We start from the raw sequence: 19,517 nt of genomic DNA, 5'->3' as shown, positions 1-19,517 counted from the left end.
CGACCACGGGCACCTGCTTTGCTCTTACACCGCGACCTTCGCCCTGTCGTATGACTTGTAGACCTGCGTTTCCTCCCGTCCTGGTGCAAGCAGAGGACGTTGCGACGAAGAACTCGTGCCGAACTCTCGCGAGCCCATCCCCCAAGGACGCGTCTCGGTGTGATGCGCGATCAGCTTTCGTATTCTGTCTACCAATGTTAGGCGAATGCAGTCTTTCCGTAAAAGAAGGACTCGCATCGTCGAGCCGAAGAATGCGCGGGCGTCTCATCGAAGGCATTCCGACCGCACCGCACCCCACACTCGCCCCGGACGACCGGATCCAGATCCGGGTTGACGATCTCGCGATATATCGCGATACTCGGACTAACGCGATATATCGCGAGTGAGGAGAGAAGGCCATGGAGAAATGGATCGTCCACCCCGGCGAAACGCGCGTCATCGACATCGATTCGCTGCGTGAGCTGAAGATCGGCCTCGTCGGCGGACAGGTCGACGTCATCGCGCATGACGCGCCCGACGCCCGCATCGAGGTCCACGGCGTCACCGTGAAAGACCTGCGCATCGAGATGGTCGACGGCCGTCTCGAGATCGACCACCCGCAGCTGCGGTGGGACAACTTCCTCGAGGTGTTCCGCAACTTCGGTGCGGGCGGCCCGAAGGCCGAGATCAGCGTCGCCGTACCCCGCACTGTCGCCCTCACCCTCGGCGTGGTCAGCGCGAGCGCCCTCGTCTCGGGCCTGCGCACCGACGTGCGGCTCAACACCGTGTCGGGCGACATCATCGTCGACGGCCTGCAGGGCGATGTCAGCCTGAACGCCGTCTCGGGCGACGTGCAGGTGCGCGAGCTCGAGGGCGCACTCAGCGCCAACAGCGTGTCGGGCGACGTCGCGGCCACGGGGCGCATCTCGAAGGCCTCGATCGACACCGTCTCGGGCGCGATGCTGGTCGACTCGACCGGTCCCACCCAGTCGATCGCCCTGAATTCCGTCAACGGTGCGGCGACCATCCGCCTCGACCGCTCCCTGCCCGCGAACTACGTCTCGCGTTCGGTGAGCGGCCGCGTGCAGATCGACGGCCAGGTGCGCTCGGGGTCGGGCCCCACCAACTACACCGGCTCCACCGGCGCCCTCGCAGGCCAGTTCGTGGACGTACGGGCCAACACCGTCTCGGGTGAGATCACCGTCCTGCGACGCGGCATCTCGGGCCTGCGTCCCGAGGAGCTCGCCGGAGAGGAGGAGTGGTGATGAGTCCCGTCTTCTCGCACGGCGACCTGCGCCTGTACATCCTCAGCCTGCTCGACGAGGCCCCGCGCCACGGCTACGACCTCATGCAGGCCCTGACCGAACGCACGGGCGGCACGTACTCCCCGTCCGCCGGCACCATCTACCCCCGCCTCTCGAAGCTCGAGGAAGAGGGGCTGGTCACCAAGACCGTCGACGGCCGGAAGACCGTCTACGAGATCACGGATGCCGGCCGCGCCGAGGTCGCGGCACGAACGGGCGACCTCGAGGGGATTCAGGCCGGTCTCGCCGACAGCGTCCGCTTGATCGCCGACGAGGTGCGCGGCAGCGTCCGCGACGCGATGCGCAGCCTCCGCGCCGACCTGGCCGCCGCCTCCCGTGAGGAACGCGACCAGGCCCACGCGGCACCCGCCGACGACGCGCGATCGCGCAGCCGCGAACAGCTGTCGCGCGCCGATGCCGCGATCAACGAGTTCCGCGGGCGCGTGCGCTCCGAGCTGCGGGCGCACGTGGCGCGCGGCGGGGAGCTCGCGGCATCCGGAGTCGACGACATCGAGGCGGCGTTGAGCCGGGCTTCCGAGGCCGTCGCGCGGGCGATGCGCGGCTAGGGCCTCACTCCCACGGCAGGTCGTCCTCAGCGCCGACCGGTTCTTGCTGCGGGATGACGAGAACCGGTCGACGCTGGCGGTGGCTCAGGCGGGCGGCCACGGAGCCGGTGAGGAACTCGCGTAGCGATTCGCCGAGGCCGCGCTTGCGCGTGCCGACCACGATCAGCGACGCGTCGACCTCGTCGGCCAGCCGGATCAGGGCCAGCGCGGGGTCCCCGATGATCTGGCGCACCGTCCACGAGACGCCGCTGTCGGCCAGCGCCTCGGCGGACATCCGGCGCACCTCGTCGAGCGCGGCCTTCGCCGCCGCCCCCGCAACGTCGACGGTGGACGTGTGGACATAGCCGTCGGGGTCCTCGAAGGCCACGAAGCGCGTGGTGTCGACGTGGGCGATGATCAGCTCCGTGTGGGCGAGGGCCGCGTAGTGGGCCGCCTCGCGCACGATCCGGACGGACTGACCGGGTACGACACCCGCGATCACCGCTCCGTTGCCGGCGCTCGGGCGGGGCAGATCGGTCATGACGGCTCCTCTCGACGACGGCGAAGCCCCGCTGGCCGCCGCTCGACGGCTCGGCCGGAATGCGCCGTGATATCCTGGCTGTTACTCTTACCGGCTCGGTCCGGAACCGCAATACGCAGGGCCCATCGTCGGCCCTCGACGTCGATCGTGAGGGGGTCTCGCATGGGGCGTGGCCGTCAGAAGGCGAAGAACACCAAGATCGCCCGTGAGCTGAAGTACGACACCTATTCGGTGAACTACTCGGCTCTCGAGCGCGAACTGGGTGCACCCGCTCCGGGTGAAGACGCGTACGTCGACAAGTGGGCCGACCAGTACAGCGACGAATACGACAACGAGAAGGCCTGACGTCTTCCCGATCGTTCTCGTACCGCCCGTACCTCGGTGCCGCGGTCGTCTGATCGTCGTACCCGCAGAACACAGACGCCGAAGGGCGGCGACGTTTCCGTCGTCGCCCTTCGCTCGTGTTCGCGGACGTCGCTACCAGGCGCGCCCCGTGCGCCGCTCCCACGCTTCTTCGACGCTCTCGCGGCGCACCATGATGATCGCCGCCGGCACGACGAGCAGCAGAGCGACGCCGATCAAAGCCAGGCCCGCGGTCCATCCGCCGGTGAGCTCGTGCGTCACCCCGATCGCCAAGGGCATGAGGGCAGCGAAGCCGTACCCCACGCTCTGCACGAAGCCGCTCAGCGCGACGGTGGTCTCGTGCGAGCGGGTGCGCAGCCCGAACAGCACCAGCGCCAGCGGGAACATGAGCGGCGGGATGCCGATGAGCACCACCCACAGCACCGTCGCCGCCGCGGGCGCCACCAGCAAGCCGATGACCCCCGTCAATCCGCCCGCGACGGCCACCACGTAGAACGGGGTCGTGCGCCCGAGCCGGGCCACGAGCATCGGCACGAGCAGCGACACCGGCAACCCCATGAAGGAGAAGAGGGCGAGCAGTCCGCCCGCTTCTGCGGCATCCACTCCCGCCACGTCGATGAGCAGGGGCGGCATCCACGCGAACATGGCGTAAGCGACCGACGAATTGACGCCGAAGGTGATGACGAGAGCCCACGTCTGCGGCACGCGCACGATCCGTGAGAGAACGGCCGCCCGCGGCTCGTCGACCGCGTCACGACGTGACACCCGCGCCCGCAGGCTCAACGCGACCCACGGCGCGACAGCGGCGAGGGCCACGACGGCCCAGGTCACGAACGAGCCGCGCCACCCCACCGCGTCGGCCAGGGGCACGGCCACGAGCGGGGGCGTGAAGGTGGCGACCGCCATCGCCGTGCTGTAGACGGTCGTCATGAGACCGATGCGCTCGGGGAAGTACTTCTTCACCACGGTCGGGATGAGCACGTTCGCCACACCCACCGCGGCGAACACCCCCGCCGTCGCGCCCAGCAGCGACCACGCGTCGACCGCGGCCGCGCGGAGGCCCAGCATCACCGCGGCGGTGACCGCGGCGATCAGCACGGAACGCTCGAGGCCGAGACGACGCTCGATCGCCGGAGTGACCATGCCGGCGAGCGCGAATGCGACCGGCGGTGCCATACCGATCAGTCCCACGACGGCCGCGGGGAGGGGGAAGTCCTCGCCGATGCGCGTCAGCAGCGGAGAGAGCGACGCGACCGCGATCCGCAGCGTGAGCGCGAGCAGCACGATCGCCGCCGCGGCGAGCGCGATGGTTCCCGCCGAACGGCGGGTCAAGACTCCTGGCTGCCCTCGACCCAGGCGAGGTACTCGTCCGACACGGTGCCCGTGACGTAACGCCCGTCGAAGCAGCTCATGTCGAGGTCGACCAGGTCGGTGCCCTCCATGATGGCCGCCTTGAGATCGTCGACCTCCTGGTACACGAGGTAATCGCAGCCGAGCTCTTCGGCGATCTCGGGGATCGTGCGACCGTGGGCGACGAGCTCGTGACGCGAGGGCATGTTGATGCCGTACACATGGGGATAGCGCACCGGCGGGGCGGCCGAGGCGAACGTGACGCTCTTGGCCCCGGCATCCCGAGCCATCTGGATGATCTCGCGGCTCGTCGTGCCACGCACGATCGAATCGTCGACCAGCAGGACGTTCTTGCCCTGGAACTCCGTCGACATCGCGTTCAGCTTCTGACGCACGCTCTTCTTGCGCACCGCTTGTCCCGGCATGATGAACGTGCGGCCGACATAGCGGTTCTTGTAGAAGCCCTCGCGGTACTCGATGCCGAGCTTGCGGGCCACCTGCATCGCGGCGGGGCGGGCGGAGTCGGGGATCGGCATGACCACGTCGATGGCCCCCGCGGGGGTGTACTTCGCGACGGTGTCGGCCAGGCGCTCGCCCATGCGCAGCCGTGTCTCGTACACCGAGACGCCGTTCATGACCGAGTCGGGGCGGGCGAGGTAGACGTACTCGAACGAGCACGGCGCGAGCACCGTGTTCTGGGCGCACTGCTGGGCGTGGAGCGTGCCGTCGAGCGTGATGAACACGGCCTCGCCGGGCTCGACGTCGCGCACGATCTCGAAGCCGGCGTTCTCGAGCACGAGCGACTCGGACGCCACGATGTACTCGTCGCGCGGCTCACCGCCCGGCACCTGCGCCGCGGGACGCTTGCCGAGGATGAGGGGACGGATGCCGAACGGGTCGCGGAACGCGAGGAGCCCGTACCCCGCGATGAGGGCGATCGAGGCGTACGACCCCTCGACGCGCTCGTGCACGCGGCTGACCGCGCGGAAGACCTGCGCGGGGTCGAGGTCGGGGCCGGTGATCTCGGACTGCAGCTCCGAGCCGAGGATGTTCACGAGCAGTTCGGTGTCGCTGCTGGTGTTGAGGTGACGGCGGTCCTTGTGGAACAGCTCGGTCGTCAGCTCCCGCGTGTTCGTCAGGTTGCCGTTGTGCACGAGCACGATGCCGTAGGGCGCGTTGACGTAGAAGGGCTGCGCCTCTTCTTCGTTCGAGGCGGTGCCCTTGGTGGCGTAGCGGACGTGCCCCAGGCCGATGTCACCGAGCAGGGCGCGCATGTCGCGCGTGCGGAAGGCCTCGCGCACCTGTCCGCGGGCCTTGTGGATGTGGAAGACGCCGCTGGACTCGGCCGTGGCCATGCCCGTGGAGTCCTGCCCCCGGTGCTGGAGGAGGAGGAGCGCGTCGTAGATCTCCTGGTTGACCGGGCCCTGCCCGGCCATGCCGACGATTCCGCACATGGGGTGTCAGACCGCTCCGTTCGCCGGGTGCCCGGCATCCGCGTAGGTTCCGACCAGGCGCACGGCCCCTCCGTCGACGCCCTTCGCTCCCTGTTCGTAATCGCCCTCGGGGCGAGCGCCCTCGCGGACGACGCCGACCTGCCACGTGGCGATGCCATCGGCCTGCAACGCGGCGGTCGCGGCTTCCGCGACCCCGGGCGAGACGACGGCGAGGAAGCCGATGCCGAGGTTCCACGTGCCCTCGGTCGCGGTGAGCTCGAGTCCGCCCATGTCGGCGAGGACACGGAACACCGGCGAGGGGCTCCACGTCGAACGGTCGACGTCGACCCAGGTCTGCTGCGGGAGCACGCGCGCGAGGTTCGCGGCGATGCCGCCGCCGGTCACGTGGCTGAGCGAGTGGATGCCACTGCCCACCGCTGCGTCGTCGAGCAGGCGCAGCAGCGGCGAGGTGTACAGGCGCGTGGGCTCGAGCAGCGCTTCGCCCCAGGTGCCGCCGAGCTCGGCGGAGGCCGCGCCGTAGGCGATCCCCGCGCCGGTGATGATGTGGCGAACGAGCGAGTAGCCGTTGGAGTGCAGACCGCTGGAGGCGAGGGCGAGCACGACGTCGCCCGCGCGGACGCGGTCGGCACCGAGCATGCGGTCGGCCTCGACGACACCGGTCGCCGCACCCGCGACGTCGTAGTCGTCGATGCCGAGCAGGCCCGGGTGCTCCGCGGTCTCGCCACCGACGAGCGCGGTTCCGGTCAGGGAGCAGCCGCGCGCGATGCCCGCGACGATGTCGGCGATGCGTTGGGGTACGACCTTGCCGCACGCGATGTAGTCGGTCATGAACAGCGGACGGGCACCGACCACGACGATGTCGTCGACGACCATGCCGACGAGGTCTTCGCCGATGGTGTCGTGCTTGTCGATGGCCTGGGCGATCGCGACCTTCGTGCCGACGCCGTCGGTACTGGTCGCGAGCAGGGGGCGCGTGTAGTCGCGGAGCGCGGAGGCGTCGAAGAGACCGGCGAAACCGCCCACCCCACCGAGCACCTCGGGCCCATGCGTGCGACGCACGGCCGACTTCATCAATTCGACGGCGAGATCTCCGGCGGCGGTATCGACGCCTGCGGCGGAGTACGGGTTTTCGTGGGGAGCGGAAGCCACCGCAACAGACTACCCGGGGCGGACACGCGCGGGCACCGCGTCCCGACGCAAGGCCCATCCCCCACGTCGCCGCCGCTCCCTACAATGACGCCATGACGGGCGGGCAGCCGGAGTGGGTGATCCGCGAGGACGCGGCACAACCGGTGCTCGTCGCGCTCTATCTGCGCCAGGTTCTCGGCATCCGCTCGCCCGAGGAACTTCCCGCGCTGCGACGCGTCCCGCCTCCCTGGGTGGATCAGCGGACGGATGCCGAGCACGCTCAACTCGAACGCGAATGGCGCGAGTACTGGGCGATGACGGTGGAGCCCCAGGCGCACCCCTCCCCCGTCCCCCTCGAGTTGATCGAGGGGTTCGAGTCGCTCGTCACCCTTCCCGTCGCGGGTGCCGGGACGCTGCGCGCGGCCATCCGGGCGCATGCGGACGACGCCGTCGACTTCGCCCGGCTGGCGCACGACCGTTACGCGCGCGAGGCCGCAGCTCGACCCGGGGTGTCGTACCGCGCGTACGCGAGCGCGATCGCCGCTCACGAGCGGGCCGTGGGCCGGCGGGCGCACTCGTTCGAGCTGAACGTGCAGGTGCTTCCGCTGGCTCAGCGGGGAGTGTGGTGGATCGGCTCGCTCACGGTCGCGGTGACCGACGGTCTCCGCGGCGACGTCGCGGCCTTCGACACCGCCATCCACCCGATCATCGCCGAGCTCGCCTGACGGCGTCTCTTCAGACGCCGTGCTGCTCGTGCTCGACGGCGACCTGGCGGGTGCGACCGCCGACGGTGCGCTCGAAGATCAGCGCCACGACCGCGCCGGCCGCGACGCCCAGCACCACGAAGATGAGTGCCGTGAAGCCGAAGACCTGCATCTGCGAATACACGACCTGCGTGTAGGGGCTGATGTCGGAGCCGTCGATGAAGACGGTGAGCAGAAGAGCGATCAGGATGCCGGCGAACGCCCCGGCCCCCAGGAACACGCCGTACTTCGGGGCGCGACGAACCGTCAGCGTCTGTCGCTCATCGCGCACGGGGGACGATTCTCGGGGGGCGGGCTGCTCGGCCATAGGCCTATTGTCCCACCGCTCGGGGATCCCCGGGGCGAGAAGGCGCGGGCTTCGAGACACCGGGTCAGACGGCGGGGGGAGCGGTGGACCCGCGGACGATGAGCTCGGAGGGCAGTACGGTGTCGGCGATCGGCGCCGACCCGGTCATGGACTGCAGCAGCAGGTCGACGGCGAGGGCTCCGGAGCGGGCGATGGGCATGCGCACCGTCGTCAGGCTGGGAGTCACCGCGCCGGCGAGATCGATGTCGTCGATGCCGACGATGCTGACGTCGTCGGGGCACGCGCGCCCGAGCTCGGCCATGCCGGCCTCGAGGCCCAGAGCCACGAGGTCGTTGTAGGCGATCACGGCGGTGGCCCCGGTCGCGACGGCGGCCGCTGAGGCCGCTCGCCCGCCCTGGATCGACGCGGCGTTGTGGCTGAGCCGCGACAGTCGGATGCCGAAACGCTCGCACGCCCGCTCGACCGCACCGGCACGCTGCTCGTCCGCCCACGAGCCGTGCGGGCCCGAGGCGTAGGCGATGTGGGAGTGACCGAGGGCGGAGAGGTGCTCGACCGCCTGGACGGGTCCGCGCTCCGCGTCCATGACGACGCAGACCGCTCCGTCGAGCACACGGTTGACGACGACGTGCGGGGTGTCGCCGACGAGTGCGAGAACCTCGCGCTCGGGGAGGCGGGGCGAGCAGAGGAGCACTCCGTCGGTACGCGCGGCGAGCTCGATGCTCTCGCGCTCTCGGCGGAGATCTTCGTCGGCGTCGAACAGCACGATCCGGTGACGACCGTGCCACGCCTGCGCCTGGATGGCCTTGAGCAGGGTCGCGTACACGGGGTTGGCGGCATCCGGGACGATCACCGCGATCGTGCGGGTGCCGATGCTCGCCTGCGGCGCGGCGTATCCCAGCTCGACGGCGGCACGGCGGACGCGGTCGAGGGTCGCGGGGGCCAGGCGATCGGGCTCGCCGAACGCGCGCGACGCGGTCGCGATCGAGACGCCCGCGTGCTTGGCCACCTCGGTGAGATTCGCCGCCATGTCCACCCCTGTCCTGACGTCCCATCATCGCGCATCGCCCGATGTAAACGCTTGACAAGTTTGTACAAACCTCGCAAACTGCTTTCATGCCGATCATCGACGATCTCCCCCGGTCGACCGCCGCCGTGCCGACGGGAACCCGCTCGTGAGCGCCCGACTGCAGCGCGGTACCGCGAACGCCACCGTCACCCCGGGTGGGGCCGGCATCCTGCACCTGGGCCTCGGGAGCTTCCACCGCGCCCATCAGGCGGTCTACACCGCGGCCGCCCTCCGTGCCGAAGCCGGGGACTGGGGCATCGTCGGCGTCGCCTCGCGCTCGCGCCGTGTCGTCGACGCCCTGCACGCGCAAGACCACCTGTACGCCGTCGCCACGATCTCGCCCGAGGGCACCTCGCTGGTCGTCCCCGGCGTGCACACCGACTCGTACGTCGCCGCCGACGACCCCGCCCGGGTCGTGGACGACCTCGCCGATCCGCGGATCCGCATCGCGACGCTGACCGTCACCGAGAACGGGTACAGCTACTCCAACGCCACGCAGCACCTCGACGTCGGCGACCCGATCGTGGCGAGCGATCTGCGCGGGGGCGACCCCCGTTCGACCATCGGGCAGCTCGCCCGCGGGCTCCAGCGCCGCGCCGCCGCGGGCGGTGCGCCGATCTCGATCCTCAGCTGCGACAACCTGCTCTCGAACGGATCACACACCGAGAAGCTCGTGCGGGACTTCGTGCGGGAGCTTCCGGATGCCGAGGGCGCCGACGTCCTCGCCTACCTCGACCGGGCCGTCACCTTCCCCTCGAGCATGGTCGACCGCATCGTCCCCTCGACGACGCCGGAGCTCACCGATCGCGTCGCCGCCCTGCTGGGCGTGCGCGACGACATCCCCGTGCCGGCCGAGCCGTTCACGATGTGGGCGATCGAAGACCGCTTCGCCGGGGGGCGCCCCGCCTGGGAGGCCGGCGGCGCCGTCTTCACCGACGAGGTGGGCGCCTACGAGCAGCTGAAGGTGCGGCTGCTCAACGGCACGCACTCCCTCATCGCGTACCTGGGCGCCTTGCGCGGGGCGGCGACCATCCCGGATGCCATCGCCCTGCCCGACGTGGAGTCCGCCGCAGCGGCCATCCTGCGCCTGGAGTACGAGCCCTCGGTGACGGCACCGGCGGGCGTCGACATCGCGCAGTACGAACGCGACCTGTTCTCGCGCTGGGGCAACAGTGCGCTCGGACACCGCACCAGCCAGGTGGGTTCGGACGGCTCGGTCAAGCTCGGCCAGCGCATCCCCGGACCCGTGCTCCACGCCCTCGCGAACGGCTCCTTCCCCCACCTCATCGCCCTCACCGTGGCGGCCTACCTCGCCTGCGTCGCCCCTCCCGCGGGATTCGACCCGGGCCCGCACGCGGCCGCGATGACCGACCCGGCGCGCGCGCGGCTGACCGCCGTTGCGCCCCGCGATGGACGCGACCTCGCCGCTCGGGCGATCGTCGACCTGCAGCTCTTCGGCGAGGAGCTCGCCCACCGCACCGCCTTCGTCGACCGCGTCGGCGACCTCCTCGACACGATCGTCACGCGCGGCGTCGACCGTGCGATCGCCGACAGCCTGTCGGCATCCGACGCTCTGGCATCGACCACCCTCTGACCACCCGGCGCCCCCGGGCGCTTCGACACGAAGGAGACGCGATGAAGCTTCTCGCGATCCACGCAGCGGAGGACATCCGCTGGGAAGACCGACCGGACCCCGAACCCGGCGAGGGCGAGGTGCGTCTCCGCGTGCGCTACGTCGGAATCTGCGGATCCGACCTGCACTACTACTTCCACGGCAAGAACGGCGAGTACGCCGTCCGGGAACCCCTGACCCCCGGCCACGAACTGTCGGCGGTCGTCGATCTCGACCCCTCGGGGCGACTCGCCCCCGGGACGCCCGTGACGGTCCACCCCGCGCGTTTCGGACCCTCGACGCCCGGCCTCGAAGAGCGTCCCCACCTGCGCGCGGGCGGCGACTACCTCGGCAGTGCCGCGGGGTTCCCGCACCGCCAGGGCGGGGCCGCCGAGCTCCTCGTCGTCGAGGAGCACATGATCCGTGTGCTCCCCGAGGGGCTGCCGCTCCAGCGCGCCGCGCTCGCCGAGCCCCTCGCGGTCGCCCTCCACGCGGTGGGCCTCGCAGGTGACCTCTCCGGAAAGCGCGCCCTCGTCATCGGCGCCGGTCCCATCGGGCTGCTCGCGGTCGCGGCCGCCGTCCACGCGGGCGCCTCGGTCGTCGGTGCGAGCGACGTCCGCCCCGAGCCCCTGGATCGTGCCCGGGCGCTCGGCGCGACCGAGACCTTCCTCGTGGGCACCGACGCGATCGATCCCGAGTCCTTCGACGTGGTCTTCGAGTGCTCCGGCGTCGGCGTGGCCCTGACCCAGGCCGTCCGCGCCGCCCGCCGAGCGGGCACCGTCGTCCAGGTCGGCATGCTCCCCGACGCCGAGATCGGCGTGAACCTCGCGCCCATGCTCGGCAAGGAGCTGACCCTGCGCGGCGCGTTCCGCTTCTCGACCGAGATCGACGACGCGATCGCGCTGCTGGCCTCCAGCGCCGCCCTCGACGCGGTCGTCTCGCACGTCGTCCCCGCCGCTGACGCCGTGAGCGCGCTCGCCACGGCGCGGGACTCCTCGGCATCCGCCAAGGTCCTTCTCTCCCTCTGACACCCGACACATCATCACTACGAAGGAGTAATCCGATGAGCAGCTCTTCCGCCCCCGGCGTCGACGCGTCGACGCCGCCGCCCGTCGCCAAACGATCCGTCGGCGACCTCGCCCGCGCCGCGGTATCGGGCTGGCTCGGCACCGCGCTGGAGTTCATGGACTTCCAGCTCTACTCGCTGGCCGCCGCCCTCGTCTTCAGCCAGATCTTCTTCGCCGGCGGCGACGCGGCCATGGCGGTCGTGCTGGCGATGGCGACCTACGGCGTGGGCTACGTCGCCCGCCCGGTCGGCGCGTTCTTCTTCGCCCGCATCGGCGACAAGATCGGCCGCAAGCAGGTGCTCTTCTACACGATCCTGCTCATGGGCGCCGCGACCACGCTCATCGGCGTGCTGCCCACGTACGAGCAGGTCGGCATCCTGGCCCCGATCCTGCTGGTCGTCCTCCGCCTCGCCCAGGGCTTCGGCGCCGGCGCCGAGATCTCGGGCGCGGGCGTCATGCTCGCCGAATACGCACCCGACAACCGTCGCGGAATCGTCGCCTCGCTCGTCGCGCTCGGCACCAACTGCGGAACGCTCTTCGCCTCGGGTATCTGGGCGATCCTGCTGGCCGTGATGATGGAGAGCGACGTCATCGCGTGGGGCTGGCGCATCCCGTTCATCGGCAGCGCCGTCATCATGCTCTTCGCCCTGTGGGTGCGTTTCAACCTCAAGGAGAGCCCCGTCTTCGAGGAGCGCACCGACGTCGTCGACGGAAAGGCGCTCTCGCGCGCCGAGCTGCAGAAGGTCGCCACCGAGACGAACGACATCCGCACGCTCGAGTCGCTGCAGAAGAAGCCGCTCAAGGCCGTTCTCGTGTCGTTCTTCCTGCGCTTCGGTCAGGCCGGAAACTCCGGCATCGTGCAGACGTACCTCATCTCGTTCATCACGATCACCCTCGCGATCTCGAAGGAGGTCGGTCCCGAGATCGTCATCGTCTCGTCGCTGATCGGGTTCATCACGATCCCCCTCGTCGGCTTCCTCGGCGACAGGTTCGGCCGTCGCCGGATGTACATCGTGATGTCGGCGCTGTCGCTGCTGCTCATCGTTCCGACGCTGCTACTGATCAACTCGCGCGAAGTGGGAGCGATCTTCGTCGGATACGCACTCATCCACAACATCTCGGTGCTGGGGCTGGCCTCGATGGAGAACATCTCGATCCCCGAGATCTTCGGCGCACGCAACCGCTACACGCTCACCGCCGTCGTCCGCGAGATCGCGGCCATCGTCGCCACGGGCATCGGTCCGGTCGTCGCCGCCGCGTGGGTGGCCGCGGCTACCGGCAGCATCGTGCCGATCATGGTGCTCATGGGCGTCTTCACCGCCTCGGCCCTGGTCGCCGCGATCGTCGCCCCCGAGTGGACCGGTCGCGATCTGCGGGATCCCCGTCCCGCGATGTGAACCGCGGGGCGTTTGGCCCCGCACCCCGGGCGGGCTCGTGACGGCGAGTCCGCCCGGCATCCCTCTTCATCGGTGCGTGCGATCCGCCTGTCGCGCGTGACCCCGGGGCCACGCGAGACGCCCCGGGGCCATATTTAGCGCCCCACCCCGCCACGCACCCCCGCCCCGCCTCCCGCTCCGACAGGAAAGACCCCGCATGAGCATCGCCTCGGTCGACGTCATCGTCACCAGCCCCGGCCGCAACTTCGTCACCCTCAAGGTCACCACCAGCGACGGCATCGTCGGCTGGGGTGACGCCACGCTCAACGGCCGCGAGCTGTCGGTGGCGTCGTACCTCTCCGACCACCTCGCCTCGACGCTCGTCGGCCGCGACGAGGACCGCATCGAAGACACCTGGCAGTACCTCTACCGGGGCGCGTACTGGCGGCGCGGACCGGTGACGATGGCCGCCATCGCCGCGGTCGACATGGCCCTGTGGGACATCAAGGCGAAGAAGGCCGGCATGCCGCTGTACCAGCTGCTCGGCGGGGCCAGCCGCGACGGCGTCCGGGTCTACGCGCACGCCTCGGGCACCGACATGGCGGCCCTGTCGAACGCGATCACCGGCTACCGCGAGCTCGGATTCACCGCCGTCCGCGTGCAGACCGGCGTCCCCGGCCTCGGCCAGATCTACGGTGTCTCGGCCGCGGGACCCGGCGTCCGCTACGACTACGAGCCGGCCAAGCGCTCGGGCGACCGCCCGGCCGAGGAGCAGTGGGACACCCGCCAGTACCTCAACCACATGCCCGGGGTGTTCGCGCAGATCCGCGAGGAGTTCGGCACCGACCTGCGCCTTCTGCACGACGGCCACCACCGCATGACGCCGATCGAGGCCGCGCGCTTCGCGAAGGACATCGAGCCCTACGACCTGTTCTGGCTCGAAGACGCCACCCCCGGCGAGGACCAGGCGGCGCTCCGCCTCATCCGCCAGCACTCCACCACCCCGCTCGCGATCGGCGAGGTCTTCAACACCGTGTACGACTATCAGACGCTCATCACCGAGCGCCTGATCGACTACGTGCGCTCCGCCGTGACCCACACCGGCGGCATCACGGCGATGAAGAAGATCCTCGACTTCGCCGCGATCTACGGCATCCGCTCCGGCATCCACGGCCCGACCGACATCTCGCCCGTCGGCATGGCCGCCGCTCTTCACCTCGACCTCGCGATCCACAACTTCGGCATCCAGGAGTACATGCCGCACAACGAGCAGACGCTGGAGGTGTTCCAGACCTCGTTCACCTTCGACAAGGGCTTCCTGCACCCCGGCGACAAGCCCGGACTCGGCGTCGAGCTCGACGAAGAAGCCGCAAGCGCCTTCGCGTACACGAAGGCGTACCTGCCCGTGAACCGCCTGCTCGATGGGACCGTCCATGACTGGTGAGCTGCCCGCCCGCACCCTCTCGTCGAAGCTCGTCGTCGTCGCCCGGGCAGCCTCCGCCGCGGACTACGGGGCGGTGCTCGACGCCCTCGCCGAGGGCGGGGTGCAGAGCGTCGAACTGACGCTGACGACCCCCGGCACCTTCGACGCCTTCTCTGCGCTGCGGTCCTCGTTCGACGGTGATCTCGGCATCGGCACGGTCACGACCCTCGAACAGCTGGAGCGCGCGATCGAGGTGGGCGCCGACTACGTCGTGACGCCGATCACCTCCTCCGCGCTCGTGGAGCGGGCGGTGGATGCCGGCATCCCGATCATCCCCGGCGGTCTCACCCCGACCGAGCTGTTCGCGTCCTGGTCGGCGGGCGCCTCGGCGGTGAAGGTGTTCCCGGCCGGTCAGGTCGGCCCCGGGTATCTGAAAGACCTGCGCGGGCCGTTCCCCGACATCGCCGTCGTCCCCTCGGGAGGAGTGGATGCCGACTCCGCGGCCGCCTGGCTCGCGGCGGGGGCCGTGGCGGTCAGCGTCGGCGGCCCCTTGCTCGGCGACGCGTTCCGTGGCGGCGACCTGGGCGCGCTGCGCGACCGGGCCCAGCGGTTCGTCGCCGTGTGCGCGGGTTCCGACCGCCCCGCGGGGCAGCCCGCATGACCCGCGTCGTCACGCTCGGCGAGACCATGGCGCTCGCCCGCACCACCGAGGTCGGCTCGCTCCGCCACGCGGCGGGACTCGCCCTGGGTATCGGAGGGGCGGAGAGCAACGTCGCCGTCGGCCTGCGCCGGCTCGGGGTCGACGCCTCGTGGCTGGGCCGCGTCGGCGACGATCCCCTCGGCGAGCGCATCGCGCGCGAACTCCGCGCCGAGGGACTCGACGTGCGCGCGACCGTCGACACCGAGGCGCCGACGGGCCTCATGCTCAAGGAGCGTCCGTCCGCGGCATCCACCGCCGTGCACTACTACCGCCGCGGTTCGGCGGGTTCGCGCCTCTCGCCGAGCGACATCCCCCCGGGGTGGGTCGAAGAAGCCGACCTGCTCCACGTGACCGGCATCACGCCGCTGCTGTCCGACACCGCACGCGCCGCGGTGCAAGCGGCCGTGGAGCGTGCTCGCGAGGCCGGCGTCTCGGTGAGTTTCGACGTGAACTACCGCTCAGCCCTCGCGAGCCCCGCCGTCGCGGGACCGATCCTGCGCGAGATCGCCGAGCGCGCGACGATCGTGTTCGGCGGGACCGAGGAGTTCGCGCTGATGACCCCGGATGCCGCCGAGTCGCTCCTCGATGAGGGAGTGGCGCAGGTGGTGGTCAAGCGCGGCCCCGACGGCGCGGCGGTCTTCACCGCCCACGGCGCCACCGAAGCTCCCGGCTTCGCCATCGACCCGCTCGACACCGTCGGCGCGGGCGACGCCTTCGTCGCGGGCTACCTCAGCGCCCACCTCGAGGGCCTGGACATCACCGAGGCGCTCGTGCGCGCCAACGCCTGCGGGGCCATGGCCTGCCTCGTGCCGGGCGACTGGGAAGCGGCGCCCACGCGACGCGAACTGGAGCGGTTCCTCGCCGGCGGGGATCCCGTCCGACGCTGACGCGGGGCGCGGGCGGACGCGGCGGGCGCGGGGCGGCCGCCCGCGGCGACGACCGAAGACGCATCCGTTCGGCGAGGACGCGTTCGTTCGGGAGGAATCGTCGGCGTCCTCGGCAAATGCATGCGGACTCGGCGGACCGCCCCGGAGCGCCCCCGCCTACGGCCGCAGGGGCAGCAGCGCGCTCAGGTCGGCACGGACGCCGGAGGCGACGATGCGGCCGGCGGTCACGGCATCCGCCCAGTGCTCTTCGCCCGTGGCGACGGCGATCCAGGTCGCGGCGTCGGTCTCGACCACGTTCGGGGGCGTCCCGCGCGTGTGCCTTGGCCCCTCGATCACCTGGACGGCACCGAAGGGCGGCACGCGCATCTCGACCGAGTTGCCGGGGGCCTTCTCGACCAGCAGTTGCAGCAGGTACCGCACGGCCGTGGCGGTCGCGGGGCGCGGAGCGTCTCCGGCGGCGACGGCGGCGAGGGCCGCGCGGCCGTCTCCGGTCTCGATACGGCGGGGAGGCATGGCATCCACGGTACCTCCGGAGCCCACGGGCCCGTCGAGTGTCCACGACATGCCGTGCCCGACGGGTCGGTCGCGGCGTGTCCTGGACACTCAACCGGTGCCCCCGCGCTCGGTAGGCTGGCCGCGTGAGAATCCTGGTCCTCGGTTCGGGCGCGCGTGAGCACGCCATCATCCTCGCCCTGCGCTCCGAAGAGGAGTCGCACGCGATCTTCGCCGCCCCCGGCAACGCCGGCATCGCCCGCGAGGCGCACCTGGTCGACCTCGATCCGATGGATCCCACCGCGGTCCTGACCTTCGCGAAGAGCGAGGCGATCGACCTCGTCGTCGTCGGTCCCGAGGCACCCCTGGTCGCCGGTGTCGCCGATCCGCTGCGCGCGCACGGCATCCCGGTGTTCGGCCCGGGCAAGGCCGCCGCCCAGCTCGAGGGCTCGAAGACCTACGCCAAGCGGATCATGGATGCCGCGGGCGTCCCCACCGGCGGATCGGTGCGCGCGCACGACGTCGCCACCGTCGAGGCCGCCCTCGACCGGTTCGGCGCCCCCTACGTCGTCAAGGCCGACGGCCTGGCGGCGGGCAAGGGCGTCATCGTGACCTCCGACCGCGCGGCTGCCCTTGCCCACGCCGAGAGCTACCTGCCGAGCGGTGCCGTGCTGATCGAGGAGTTCCTCTCGGGCCCCGAAGTCTCGCTGTTCTTCCTGAGCGACGGCGACCACGTCGCCCCGCTCAGCCCCGCCCAGGACTTCAAACGCCTGCGCGACGGCGACGAGGGCCCCAACACCGGCGGCATGGGCGCGTACTCCCCGCTGCCCTGGCTGTCGGAGCGTTTCGGCGGAGAGGACGAGTTCGTCGCGCAGGTCACGCGCGACATCGCCGAGCCCGTCATCCGGCAGATGGATGCCGAGGGCACCCCGTTCATCGGACTGCTCTACGCCGGGCTCATCCTCACCGAGCAGGGCGTGAAGGTCATCGAGTTCAACGCCCGCTTCGGCGACCCCGAGACCCAGGTCGTCCTCCCCCGCCTCATCGATCCCCTGTCGCGTCTGCTGCTGGCCGCCGCCTCGGGCACGCTCGAGGACGAACCGCGTCCCGCCTTCGCCGAGGCGACCGCCGTCACCGTCGTGCTCGCGAGCGAGGGCTACCCCGAAGCCCCGCTCACCGGTCGCGTGCTCACGGGTGTCGACGAGGCCGAAGAGGTCGACGGCGTACACGTCGCCCACGCCGCCACCGTGCTGCGCGACGGCGACCTCGTCGCGACGGGCGGTCGCGTGCTCAGCGTCGTCGCCACCGGCACGACGTTCGGTGAAGCACGCGAGGCCGCCTACGCCGGGCTCGAGCGCATCGGCCTCGAGGGCGGGCAGTACCGCACCGACATCGCCGCGCGGGTGGCGCAGGCCTGAGGTCCGCCCCGCGCACTGCGGGAGCGGAGCAGATCGCGGGAGCGGAGGACCGAGTCCGAGGCATCCATCCTCCGTTCCCCGAGTTTCCTCCCGCCGCGGTGAGGATCACCCCGTAGCCTCGAGCGATGAGTTCGACCGCGTACGACGCCCGGGCCGACGAGTACATCGCGGCCCTCGGATCGATGGATGCCGTGCACCCGGTCGACCGCAGCATCGTCGACGCCTGGGCCGCCTCGGTCACGGGCCCGGTGCTCGACGCCGGGTGCGGACCCGGGCACTGGACGGCGCACCTCGCCGGGCAGGGCCTCGACGTGCGGGGTGTCGACCTCGCGCCGCGGTTCGTCGAGCACGCGCGGGCGGTGCATGCCGGCATCCGGTTCGATGTCGACACCATCGACGATCTGCAGGCCGCCGACGGGAAGTTCGGCGGCATCCTGTCGTGGTTCTCGACGATCCACCACGAACCGACGCGCATCGACCTCCCCCTGCGCGAGTTCGCCCGAACGCTGCACCCGGGCGGGCGGCTGCTGCTGGGCTTCTTCGTCGGTGCGGAGGCGGAGGCGTTCGACCACGCCGTCGTCCGCGCCTACCGTTGGCCCGCGGCGGAGCTGGGGCGGAGAGCGGATGCCGCAGGGTTCGACGTCGTCGAGACCCACGTCCGCGAGACGCGGGGCGAGCGGCCGGTCGGGGCGCTGATCTGCGAGCGGCGGGCGTGATCACCGCCCACCTTGCGACGGCCCGCATCGAGGACGCACCCGCCGTCGCCGCGTTTCAGACCCTCGCCTGGCAGCAGACCTACCGCGGGGTGGTCGACGACGCCCTGCTTGACGTGCCCGTCAGCGATCGCGTCGATCGATGGGTGGAGCGGATCCGTTCCGCCTCCCGGACCGTGACGATCGCGCGGGCGGACGGCGTGATCGTCGGAGTCGCCAGCACCTCCATCGACGATCCCCCTCGAGCCGGGCTTCCGCGGCGCGAACTGAACACGCTGTATCTGCGTCAGGATGCACAGGGAGTAGGACTCGGGTCGCGCCTCCTGCGCGCCGCGATCGGCGACGACGCGGCACATCTCCTCGTCTTCGAGGTCAACGAGCGTGCGCAACGGTTCTACGAGCGTCACGGCTTCGCGCCCGTCGGTGGGACACATCTCGACCCCGGCACCGGGCTCGCAGAGCGGCGATGGGTTCGGCCAAGTCGAAGTGCTCCCCCGCACCATCACGAGTGAGTGCACCCACGCACCCGACGTCGCAGGCGGTGCAGCTCACTCCTGCGGAGGTCGCCAGGCGCGCACCTGATCGATCGCGGCGCGCCAGCCCCAGACGTTGACGGTGACGCCGATGCCGTGGTCGACGAAGTTGTTCGGCAGCGCCGTCGGGACGACGGGGGTGTTCGCCACAATCTCGAGCAGACCGTCGGTGAACAGGTTCTTCCCCACGAGGGCCTGAGCGACGACGGCACGCCCCTCCACATCGCTGGCACGCGGCGGTGCCTCCCCGCGCCAGGGGAGCACGCCGGCGACGAACGCCGATCGACTCACGGGACCCGACCGCTTCAGCGCCACGACGTGCAGCGCACCCCACGCGGCGTCGTCGAGGGGCACGGCGATCACATCGCCCTCGTGCATCGTCGCGGTCGTGCGCGGGCGGTGGGGAAGAACGCGCTGCCGGGCCATCCCCTCATCCTGCCGCAGGAGACACTCGTCGCCGGCTCCCCCGGCGGAGCTCGGACGCACCGCGGATGC

The 19,517-nt window shown here is 71.0% G+C and carries 21 protein-coding genes; 13 read left to right on the top strand and 8 right to left on the bottom strand.

The features are described 5' to 3' along the window. The first annotated feature begins 398 nt into the window (after window positions 1-398). Both J2X55_RS03995 and J2X55_RS03990 read left to right on the top strand, forming a co-directional pair. Window positions 399-1,244 (top strand): DUF4097 family beta strand repeat-containing protein, encoded by an 846-nt coding sequence (locus J2X55_RS03995; protein ID WP_115916074.1) that lies wholly within the window; start codon window positions 399-401, stop codon window positions 1,242-1,244. After that, complete coding sequence (locus tag J2X55_RS03990) at window positions 1,244-1,849, top strand: PadR family transcriptional regulator (protein WP_115917398.1); 606 nt, start codon at window positions 1,244-1,246, stop codon at window positions 1,847-1,849. Before J2X55_RS03995 ends, J2X55_RS03990 begins: the two co-directional genes overlap by 1 nt. A gap of 4 nt (window positions 1,850-1,853) precedes the next feature. Here the strand turns inward: J2X55_RS03990 and J2X55_RS03985 are convergent, their stop codons facing one another. Then, complete coding sequence (locus J2X55_RS03985) at window positions 1,854-2,369, bottom strand: universal stress protein (RefSeq protein ID WP_115916075.1); 516 nt, start codon at window positions 2,367-2,369, stop codon at window positions 1,854-1,856. Window positions 2,370-2,531: 162 nt separating this feature from the next. On the opposite strand from J2X55_RS03985, the gene J2X55_RS03980 reads away from it, so the two are divergent. After that, entirely contained in the window at window positions 2,532-2,714 is a 183-nt protein-coding gene (locus J2X55_RS03980; protein WP_056225789.1) for a DUF3073 domain-containing protein, read from the top strand. A gap of 132 nt (window positions 2,715-2,846) precedes the next feature. On the opposite strand, the gene J2X55_RS03975 is transcribed toward J2X55_RS03980, so the two are convergent. Genes J2X55_RS03975 through purM form a run of 3 tightly spaced genes read right to left on the bottom strand, consistent with a single transcriptional unit; the run spans window position 2,847 to window position 6,685 of the window. Further along, entirely contained in the window at window positions 2,847-4,064 is a 1,218-nt protein-coding gene (locus J2X55_RS03975) for a CynX/NimT family MFS transporter (RefSeq protein WP_115916076.1), read from the bottom strand. After that, window positions 4,061-5,536 carry an amidophosphoribosyltransferase gene (gene purF, locus J2X55_RS03970; RefSeq protein WP_115916077.1) on the bottom strand — a complete coding sequence of 492 codons (1,476 nt, stop codon included), beginning with the start codon at window positions 5,534-5,536 and terminating at the stop codon, window positions 4,061-4,063. Before purF ends, J2X55_RS03975 begins: the two co-directional genes overlap by 4 nt. 6 nt (window positions 5,537-5,542) lie before the next feature. Further along, window positions 5,543-6,685, bottom strand: coding sequence for a phosphoribosylformylglycinamidine cyclo-ligase (purM, locus tag J2X55_RS03965; protein ID WP_309821974.1), 1,143 nt, complete (start codon window positions 6,683-6,685; stop codon window positions 5,543-5,545). A gap of 92 nt (window positions 6,686-6,777) precedes the next feature. Here purM and J2X55_RS03960 point away from each other — a divergent pair, with 92 nt between their 5' ends. Then, window positions 6,778-7,389, top strand: coding sequence for a zinc-binding alcohol dehydrogenase (locus J2X55_RS03960; RefSeq protein ID WP_309821972.1), 612 nt, complete (start codon window positions 6,778-6,780; stop codon window positions 7,387-7,389). A gap of 10 nt (window positions 7,390-7,399) precedes the next feature. Here the strand turns inward: J2X55_RS03960 and J2X55_RS03955 are convergent, their stop codons facing one another. Both J2X55_RS03955 and J2X55_RS03950 read right to left on the bottom strand, forming a co-directional pair. Then, entirely contained in the window at window positions 7,400-7,735 is a 336-nt protein-coding gene (locus J2X55_RS03955) for a potassium transporter Trk (protein WP_115916080.1), read from the bottom strand. A 64-nt stretch (window positions 7,736-7,799) separates the two neighbouring features. After that, window positions 7,800-8,762, bottom strand: a complete 963-nt coding sequence (locus J2X55_RS03950) for a LacI family DNA-binding transcriptional regulator (RefSeq protein ID WP_115916081.1) — start codon at window positions 8,760-8,762, stop codon at window positions 7,800-7,802. 145 nt (window positions 8,763-8,907) lie between these two features. Between J2X55_RS03950 and J2X55_RS03945 the strand changes: the two genes are divergently transcribed. The 6 genes from J2X55_RS03945 to J2X55_RS03920 all read left to right on the top strand — a co-directional run bounded on the left by J2X55_RS03945 (window position 8,908) and on the right by J2X55_RS03920 (window position 15,866). After that, the gene (locus tag J2X55_RS03945; protein WP_309821970.1) at window positions 8,908-10,395 is read left to right on the top strand and encodes a mannitol dehydrogenase family protein; all 1,488 of its coding nucleotides are present in this window, start codon (window positions 8,908-8,910) and stop codon (window positions 10,393-10,395) included. Window positions 10,396-10,436: 41 nt separating this feature from the next. Beyond that, on the top strand, window positions 10,437-11,441 hold the full coding sequence (locus J2X55_RS03940; RefSeq protein WP_115916083.1) for a zinc-binding dehydrogenase: 1,005 nt from the start codon (window positions 10,437-10,439) through the stop codon (window positions 11,439-11,441). A gap of 35 nt (window positions 11,442-11,476) precedes the next feature. Beyond that, entirely contained in the window at window positions 11,477-12,877 is a 1,401-nt protein-coding gene (locus tag J2X55_RS03935; RefSeq protein ID WP_309821966.1) for an MFS transporter, read from the top strand. Window positions 12,878-13,073: 196 nt separating this feature from the next. Next, on the top strand, window positions 13,074-14,300 hold the full coding sequence (manD, locus tag J2X55_RS03930; RefSeq protein ID WP_115916085.1) for a D-mannonate dehydratase ManD: 1,227 nt from the start codon (window positions 13,074-13,076) through the stop codon (window positions 14,298-14,300). Further along, window positions 14,290-14,940, top strand: a complete 651-nt coding sequence (locus J2X55_RS03925; RefSeq protein ID WP_309821962.1) for a bifunctional 4-hydroxy-2-oxoglutarate aldolase/2-dehydro-3-deoxy-phosphogluconate aldolase — start codon at window positions 14,290-14,292, stop codon at window positions 14,938-14,940. The genes manD and J2X55_RS03925 overlap by 11 nt, the downstream gene beginning before the upstream one ends. Next, complete coding sequence (locus J2X55_RS03920; protein WP_309821960.1) at window positions 14,937-15,866, top strand: sugar kinase; 930 nt, start codon at window positions 14,937-14,939, stop codon at window positions 15,864-15,866. Before J2X55_RS03925 ends, J2X55_RS03920 begins: the two co-directional genes overlap by 4 nt. A 156-nt stretch (window positions 15,867-16,022) precedes the next feature. On the opposite strand, the gene J2X55_RS03915 is transcribed toward J2X55_RS03920, so the two are convergent. Further along, window positions 16,023-16,379: a sterol carrier family protein gene (locus tag J2X55_RS03915; protein WP_103206948.1), complete on the bottom strand. Its 357-nt coding sequence runs from the start codon at window positions 16,377-16,379 to the stop codon at window positions 16,023-16,025. Window positions 16,380-16,504: 125 nt separating this feature from the next. Between J2X55_RS03915 and purD the strand changes: the two genes are divergently transcribed. The 3 genes from purD to J2X55_RS03900 all read left to right on the top strand — a co-directional run bounded on the left by purD (window position 16,505) and on the right by J2X55_RS03900 (window position 19,001). After that, a complete protein-coding gene (purD, locus tag J2X55_RS03910) occupies window positions 16,505-17,776 on the top strand; it encodes a phosphoribosylamine--glycine ligase (RefSeq protein WP_309821956.1) in 1,272 nt (423 codons plus the stop codon). 125 nt (window positions 17,777-17,901) lie between these two features. Next, window positions 17,902-18,492, top strand: coding sequence for a class I SAM-dependent methyltransferase (locus J2X55_RS03905; RefSeq protein WP_309821955.1), 591 nt, complete (start codon window positions 17,902-17,904; stop codon window positions 18,490-18,492). Continuing rightward, window positions 18,489-19,001 (top strand): GNAT family N-acetyltransferase, encoded by a 513-nt coding sequence (locus J2X55_RS03900; RefSeq protein WP_181906371.1) that lies wholly within the window; start codon window positions 18,489-18,491, stop codon window positions 18,999-19,001. Before J2X55_RS03905 ends, J2X55_RS03900 begins: the two co-directional genes overlap by 4 nt. Window positions 19,002-19,037: 36 nt before the next feature. On the opposite strand, the gene J2X55_RS03895 is transcribed toward J2X55_RS03900, so the two are convergent. After that, window positions 19,038-19,448, bottom strand: a complete 411-nt coding sequence (locus J2X55_RS03895; protein WP_115916091.1) for a hypothetical protein — start codon at window positions 19,446-19,448, stop codon at window positions 19,038-19,040. Between the last annotated feature and the right edge of the window lie 69 nt (window positions 19,449-19,517).

The organism is Microbacterium sp. 1154 (genome assembly GCF_031455375.1).
Classification (GTDB): Bacteria; Actinomycetota; Actinomycetes; order Actinomycetales; family Microbacteriaceae; genus Microbacterium.
This window is presented reverse-complemented; position numbering and strand designations above follow the sequence as displayed.